The sequence below is a fragment of the Citrobacter sp. Awk 2 genome (assembly GCF_028069815.1).
Classification (GTDB): domain Bacteria; phylum Pseudomonadota; class Gammaproteobacteria; order Enterobacterales; family Enterobacteriaceae; genus Citrobacter.
The window spans coordinates 25,226-32,011 of record NZ_JANEWL010000053.1; the positions used below are offsets into that span (position 1 = coordinate 25,226).

The 6,786-nt window shown below is 52.3% G+C and carries 8 protein-coding genes; all 8 read left to right on the forward strand.

Annotated elements, in window-relative coordinates; all coding sequences use genetic code 11:
- Positions 1-2: 2 nt before the first annotated feature.
- The 8 genes from sfsA to panD all read left to right on the forward strand — a co-directional run bounded on the left by sfsA (position 3) and on the right by panD (position 6,711).
- The gene (sfsA, locus tag NNO02_RS14005; RefSeq protein WP_271442272.1) at positions 3-707 is read left to right on the forward strand and encodes a DNA/RNA nuclease SfsA; all 705 of its coding nucleotides are present in this window, start codon (positions 3-5) and stop codon (positions 705-707) included.
- A 177-nt stretch (positions 708-884) separates the two neighbouring features.
- Positions 885-1,340, forward strand: a complete 456-nt coding sequence (dksA, locus tag NNO02_RS14010; RefSeq protein ID WP_003829221.1) for an RNA polymerase-binding protein DksA — start codon at positions 885-887, stop codon at positions 1,338-1,340.
- Between the two features lie 96 nt (positions 1,341-1,436).
- Complete coding sequence (gene gluQRS, locus NNO02_RS14015) at positions 1,437-2,333, forward strand: tRNA glutamyl-Q(34) synthetase GluQRS (RefSeq protein WP_271455064.1); 897 nt, start codon at positions 1,437-1,439, stop codon at positions 2,331-2,333.
- 71 nt (positions 2,334-2,404) lie between these two features.
- Positions 2,405-3,799, forward strand: coding sequence for a polynucleotide adenylyltransferase PcnB (pcnB, locus tag NNO02_RS14020; protein ID WP_212734722.1), 1,395 nt, complete (start codon positions 2,405-2,407; stop codon positions 3,797-3,799).
- 51 nt (positions 3,800-3,850) lie between these two features.
- A complete protein-coding gene (gene folK / locus NNO02_RS14025) occupies positions 3,851-4,342 on the forward strand; it encodes a 2-amino-4-hydroxy-6-hydroxymethyldihydropteridine diphosphokinase (RefSeq protein ID WP_271455065.1) in 492 nt (163 codons plus the stop codon).
- A gap of 120 nt (positions 4,343-4,462) precedes the next feature.
- Entirely contained in the window at positions 4,463-5,254 is a 792-nt protein-coding gene (gene panB, locus NNO02_RS14030; protein WP_271455066.1) for a 3-methyl-2-oxobutanoate hydroxymethyltransferase, read from the forward strand.
- Between the two features lie 125 nt (positions 5,255-5,379).
- Positions 5,380-6,234 carry a pantoate--beta-alanine ligase gene (gene panC / locus NNO02_RS14035; protein WP_271442269.1) on the forward strand — a complete coding sequence of 285 codons (855 nt, stop codon included), beginning with the start codon at positions 5,380-5,382 and terminating at the stop codon, positions 6,232-6,234.
- A gap of 96 nt (positions 6,235-6,330) precedes the next feature.
- Positions 6,331-6,711 carry an aspartate 1-decarboxylase gene (gene panD, locus NNO02_RS14040; RefSeq protein WP_271455067.1) on the forward strand — a complete coding sequence of 127 codons (381 nt, stop codon included), beginning with the start codon at positions 6,331-6,333 and terminating at the stop codon, positions 6,709-6,711.
- The last annotated feature ends 75 nt before the right edge of the window (positions 6,712-6,786 follow it).

Here is a 6,786-nt window from a genome sequence, read left to right on the forward strand (position 1 = left end):
TCATGCAATTTTCTCCCCCTTTACAACGCGCTACGCTAATTCAGCGCTATAAACGTTTTTTAGCGGATGTGATCACACCTGATGGCACAACCTTGACGCTACACTGCCCAAATACCGGAGCAATGACCGGATGCGCAACCCCTGGTGATACCGTCTGGTATTCAACATCAGAAAATACTAAACGGAAATATCCACATACATGGGAATTAACGCAAACCGGATCTGATGCTTTTATTTGTGTTAACACGCTATGGGCCAATCGCTTAACGAAAGAGGCGATTCAGAATGAACTCATTGCGGAGCTTTCTGGCTACAGTGTGTTGAAAAGTGAAGTAAAATACGGCGCAGAAGGCAGTCGTATTGATTTTTTGTTACAGGCAGATTCCCGGACTGACTGCTATATTGAAGTAAAATCAGTCACGTTGGCGGAAAAAGAGTATGGTTATTTTCCCGATGCCATCACTGAACGAGGTCAGAAACATCTTCGGGAATTGATGAGCGTAGCGGCTGAAGGTAAACGTGCAGTCATATTTTTCGCGGTACTACATTCAGCCATTACACGGTTTTCACCCGCGCGCCATATCGATGCAAAATATGCGCAGTTATTAGTCGAAGCACAGCTAAAGGGGGTCGAAATTCTGGTTTATAAAGCGGAACTTTCTGCCCATGGTATGACTCTTAAAGAACCGTTGCCCATTGCCTTATAATGGTGTGAACAACGGGTTAATTAGTATTCTGGCCGCGTGCGCAAATACGCTTTTCCTCACAGGGTTGTCAAGTGTTACGTATAGATAATTGCTATCCGGAAAAGCATCTGCTATTTATAGCGACCTGATTTTTCCCCCGAACATGGGGATCGATAGTGCGTGTTAAGGAGAAGCAACATGCAAGAAGGGCAAAACCGTAAAACATCGTCCCTGAGTATTCTCGCCATCGCTGGGGTGGAGCCGTACCAGGAGAAACCGGGCGAAGAGTATATGAACGAAGCCCAGCTGTCGCACTTCAGGCGTATTCTTGAAGCATGGCGTAATCAACTCAGGGATGAAGTCGATCGCACTGTGACTCATATGCAGGACGAAGCGGCTAACTTCCCTGATCCGGTTGACCGTGCCGCACAGGAAGAAGAATTCAGCCTTGAGCTGCGTAACCGTGACCGTGAGCGCAAACTGATCAAAAAGATCGAGAAGACGCTGAAGAAAGTAGAAGACGAAGATTTCGGCTACTGCGAATCATGCGGCGTAGAAATTGGTATTCGTCGTCTGGAAGCCCGTCCAACAGCCGATCTATGCATCGACTGCAAAACGCTGGCAGAAATTCGCGAAAAACAGATGGCGGGTTAATCCCGTAAACTGTTGCATGCCGGGTAGCATTACGCTAATCCGACAATATCTGGGCGGGAGTTTCTCCCGCCTTATTCTTTTATATTATCCATCGACATGACAGACAAACCCTATATTGGCCGTTTTGCCCCTTCACCTTCCGGTGAACTGCATTTTGGTTCCCTGGTAGCCGCCCTAGGCAGTTATCTGCAGGCCCGTGCACAACGTGGAATCTGGCGGGTACGAATTGAAGATATCGATCCCCCTCGTGAAGTTCCCGGTGCTGCAGAGACGATTCTGCGTCAGCTGGAACATTACGGGCTGCACTGGGATGGCGAAATCGTGTGGCAGTCGCAACGCCATGACGCCTACCGTGAGGCACTGGCCTGGTTACAACAACAAGATTTAAGCTACTACTGCACCTGTACACGCGCCCGTATTCAGCGTATTGGCGGGATTTACGACGGTCATTGCCGCGCGTTACGCCACGGGCCGGAAAATGCAGCGGTACGCATTAAGCAACTGCATCCCGTCTTACACTTTAACGACCTGCTGCGCGGCAATATTCACGCCGACCCAGAGCTTGCTCGGGAAGACTTTATTATTCACCGACGCGACGGACTGTTTGCTTATAACCTTGCGGTGGTGGTTGATGACCACTTCCAGGGGGTAACTGAGATTGTACGCGGTGCAGATCTCATCGAACCGACTGTACGCCAAATTTCGTTGTATCAGCAGTTCGGCTGGCAAGTACCGGACTATATTCATCTGCCGTTGGCGCTCAACGAGCAAGGCGCTAAACTTTCTAAGCAGAATCATGCGCCTGCCCTACCGCACAGCGATCCACGCCCGATTCTCATCAAGGCGTTGCGTTTCCTCGGTCAGAGCACTGCAATACCGTGGCAAGCGCTGAGTGTGGAAGAATTACTGCAAACTGCGGTGCAAAATTGGACGCTTTCGACTGTGCCGGGTTCAGTGAATGTAAATCCGGCATTCTCAAATGACTCATGCTGAGCTATGATTAGCCGCGATTTTTACACAGCAACACTTGTTCTGACTGAAGTTTGACACTACCGAGGTGCACTATTTTTACCCGAGTCGCTAATTTTTGCCGCAAGGTGCTAAGCCGCGAGGAGCGCGAGGCCGAGCTTGCCGTCGCCCGTCCGCATATGACGGTAATCCCGCGTGAGCAGCACTCTATCTCCCGCAAAGATATCAGTGAAAATGCCCTGAAGGTAATGTACAGGCTTAATAAGGCTGGATACGAGGCATGGCTGGTTGGCGGTGGCGTGCGCGACCTTTTGCTGGGCAAAAAACCGAAAGACTTTGATGTCACCACTAACGCGACACCGGATCAGGTACGGAAGTTGTTTCGCAACTGCCGTCTGGTTGGGCGTCGTTTCCGTCTGGCTCACGTCATGTTTGGCCCGGAAATTATCGAAGTCGCGACTTTTCGTGGTCATCATGAAGGCAGCGAAGCCGATCGTGCAACGTCACAGCGTGGGCAAAACGGAATGCTGTTGCGCGACAACATCTTCGGTTCCATCGAAGAAGATGCCCAGCGCCGCGATTTCACCATCAACAGCCTCTACTATAGCGTGGCTGATTTCACCGTTCGTGATTACGTGGGTGGAATGCAGGATCTGGAAGACGGCATCATCCGTCTGATTGGTAATCCGGAAACGCGCTATCGCGAAGATCCCGTGCGTATGCTGCGCGCGGTACGCTTTGCAGCCAAGCTTGATATGCGTATCAGCCCGGAAACCGCAGAGCCGATCCCACGTCTGGCAACACTGCTGAACGATATTCCTCCTGCACGCCTGTTTGAAGAAGCGCTCAAGCTGTTACAGGCAGGCTACGGTTATGAAACCTATAAAAAACTGCGTGAGTACAGCCTGTTCCAGCCGCTGTTCCCAACCATCACCCGCTATTTCACCGAAGACGGTGACAGCGCGATGGAACGCATCATTGCCCAGGTACTAAAGAATACTGACACCCGTATCCACAATGATATGCGCGTGAACCCGGCCTTCTTGTTTGCGGCGATGTTCTGGTACCCGTTACTGGAAACCGCGCAGAAAATTGCCCAGGAAAGCGGTCTGGCCTATTACGACGCCTTCGCGCTGGCAATGAATGACGTGCTGGATGAAGCCTGTCGTTCACTGGCTATCCCGAAACGCCTGACGTCGCTCACCCGTGATATCTGGCAGCTTCAGTTACGCATGTCCCGTCGTCAGGGTAAGCGCGCCTGGAAGCTGATGGAGCATCCAAAATTCCGCGCAGCCTACGACTTGTTGGCGCTGCGTGCCGAAGTGGAAAATAACGCCGAACTGCAGCGCCTGGCGCAGTGGTGGGGCGAATTCCAAGTGTCGGCTCCGCCAGAGCAAAAAGGCATGCTGAACGAGCTTGATGAAGAACCAGAACGTCGTCGCCATCGTCGCCCGCGTAAACGCGCGCCGCGCCGTGAAGGTTCCGCATGACCCATCACGTATACCCTACAAATTTCGAGTCGCATCAAGGCGGTGACACAGATGCAGCTTGAAAGACGACGGGTATATATCGCCATCGGCAGTAATTTAGCTTCTCCTCTGGAGCAGGTGAATGCTGCCGTGCAAGCGATCGGCGAAATACCTGACAGCCGTATTGTCGCAATTTCTTCGTTTTATCGTACCCCCCCGTTGGGTCCACAGGATCAGCCCGATTACCTGAATGCCGCCGTCGCGCTGGAAACCACCCTTGCAGCGGAAGAGCTACTTAATCACACTCAACGCATTGAGTTGCAGCAGGGCCGTGTGCGTAAAGCCGAGCGCTGGGGCCCGCGTACGCTGGACCTCGACATCATGCTGTTTGGTGATGAAGTGATTAACACCGAACGTCTGACCGTACCGCACTACGATATGAAAAACCGCGGCTTTATGCTGTGGCCACTTTTTGAAATCGCACCTGAACTGACCTTCCCGGACGGAACCCGCCTGCATCAACACCTCTCCCAACTCGGTGCGGCAAAACCTGCACACTGGTAAAGTAATCCTTCCCCTTTAGCGTTTACTGCTTTCGCGCCAAACGATTGCTTAAATCAATTGCCCCCCTGAATGTGACTGCTAGAATGCCGTTAAATATGACTTTCACCATCAGGATATGTTATGAAACCGACAACAATCTCATTGCTGCAAAAATACAAGCAAGAGAAGAAACGCTTCGCGACGATTACGGCCTACGACTACAGCTTCGCGAAACTCTTTGCCGACGAAGGTATCAATGTGATGCTGGTGGGTGATTCCCTGGGGATGACGATTCAGGGTCATGACTCTACCCTGCCGGTCACTGTTGACGATATTGCCTACCATACTCGCACTGTGCGTCGCGGGGCACCCAACTGCCTGCTGCTTTCCGATCTCCCGTTTATGGCCTACGCTACGCCAGAACAAACCTTTGCAAACGCGGCGGTTGTGATGCGCGCGGGTGCCAATATGGTCAAGATTGAAGGCGGCGCATGGTTGGTCGATACGGTGAGAATGCTGACTGAACGCGCGGTTCCGGTTTGCGGTCATCTGGGTCTGACCCCGCAGTCAGTCAACATTTTTGGCGGCTATAAGGTGCAAGGCCGTGGTGATGCCGGGCAAACGCTGCTCGACGACGCACTGGCACTGGAAGCGGCTGGCGCTCAACTGCTGGTACTGGAATGCGTTCCCGTTGAACTGGCAAAACGCATCACCGAAGCGCTATCTATTCCGGTGATCGGCATCGGCGCGGGCAACGTCACCGACGGTCAGATCCTGGTGATGCACGATGCGTTTGGCATTACCGGCGGACATATCCCGAAATTTGCAAAGAATTTCCTTGCCGAAGCAGGCGACATGCGTGCTGCTGTACGGCAGTATATGGCTGAGGTGGAATCCGGCGTTTACCCGGGCGAAGAACATAGCTTCCACTAAATTTTCTGACGAGATGTAGGCCTGATAAGCGTAGCGCCATCAGGCGGTTCGGCGCACGTTGCCGGATGGCGGCGCAAACGGCTTCTCTGGCCTACAGACCCTCAGGCAACTAAAGGAGTCAAGGTGTGCTAATTATTGAAACCCTGCCGCTGCTGCGCCAGCATATTCGCCGTCTGCGTCAGGAAGGTAAACGTGTGGCGCTGGTTCCCACCATGGGCAATCTACACGACGGTCACATGAAGCTGGTCGATGAAGCAAAAGCCCAGGCCGATGTGGTCATCGTCAGCATTTTCGTCAACCCAATGCAATTCGACCGACCGGAAGATCTGGTGCGCTATCCGCGCACGCTGCAGGAAGACTGTGAAAAGCTGAACAAACGCAAAGTCGATTATGTCTTTGCTCCAGCCGTTGAGGAAATCTACCCACAGGGGCTGGAAGGCCAGACGTACGTTGATGTTCCCGGCCTCTCTACCATGCTGGAAGGCGCCAGCCGTCCGGGCCACTTCCGTGGCGTTTCGACCATCGTCAGCAAACTGTTCAACCTGATCCAGCCGGATGTTGCCTGCTTTGGCGAAAAAGATTTCCAGCAGTTAGCATTGATCCGCAAAATGGTTGCGGATATGGGTTATGACATTGAGATCGTCGGTGTGCCTATTATTCGCGCCAAAGACGGCTTAGCCCTTAGCTCACGTAACGGATATCTGACGGCAGAGCAGCGTAAAATCGCCCCCGGCTTGTACAAAGTGATGAGCCGCATTGGCGAAAAATTACAGGCTGGCGAGCGCGATCTGGAAGAGATTATTGCTATTGCCGCGCAGGAGCTGAATGAAAAAGGTTTCCGTGCCGACGATATTCAGATCCGCGATGCCGACACACTGCTGGAACTGACTGAAAACAGTAAGCGTGCAGTGATTCTGGTCGCTGCATGGCTGGGCCAGGCACGGCTGATCGATAATCAAAGCGTTACATTAGCCCAGTAGACAGGGGTTAAAAATAGGGCAATACTGCCTGAGAAATTTCTCAAAGCGGGCCAGTTGTGCCTGCTTAGCCAAGGTAAACGACAGGGTATAGACGTTATGATTCGCACCATGCTGCAAGGCAAGCTCCACCGCGTAAAAGTCACGCAGGCGGACCTGCATTACGAAGGCTCCTGCGCCATCGACCAGGATTTCCTTGATGCCTCCGGTATTCTGGAAAACGAAGCTATTGATATCTGGAACGTGACGAATGGGAAACGTTTCTCAACCTATGCGATTGCGGCTGAACGCGGCTCCAAAATCATCTCGGTGAACGGTGCGGCTGCACACTGTGCAGATGTCGGTGACATTGTGATTATCGCCAGCTTTGTCACTATGTCTGATGAGGAAGCCCGTTCATGGCGCCCGAAAGTGGCTTACTTTGAAGGCGACAACGAAATGAAGCGTACCGCGAAAGCCATTCCGGTACAGGTTGCCTGATAGTAAATAGCCCCGAGATATTCACCGGGGCTATTTATAATAACCATCGACACAGCCAATAAAACACCTTATATA

Coding starts and splice junctions, on each gene's coding strand:
- sfsA (WP_271442272.1), top strand. CDS start 3: ATGCAATTTTCTCCCCCTTTACAACGCGCTACGCTAATTCAGCGCTAT.
- panD (WP_271455067.1), top strand. CDS start 6,331: ATGATTCGCACCATGCTGCAAGGCAAGCTCCACCGCGTAAAAGTCACG.
- panB (WP_271455066.1), top strand. CDS start 4,463: ATGAAACCGACAACAATCTCATTGCTGCAAAAATACAAGCAAGAGAAG.
- gluQRS (WP_271455064.1), top strand. CDS start 1,437: ATGACAGACAAACCCTATATTGGCCGTTTTGCCCCTTCACCTTCCGGT.
- dksA (WP_003829221.1), top strand. CDS start 885: ATGCAAGAAGGGCAAAACCGTAAAACATCGTCCCTGAGTATTCTCGCC.
- folK (WP_271455065.1), top strand. CDS start 3,851: ATGCAGCTTGAAAGACGACGGGTATATATCGCCATCGGCAGTAATTTA.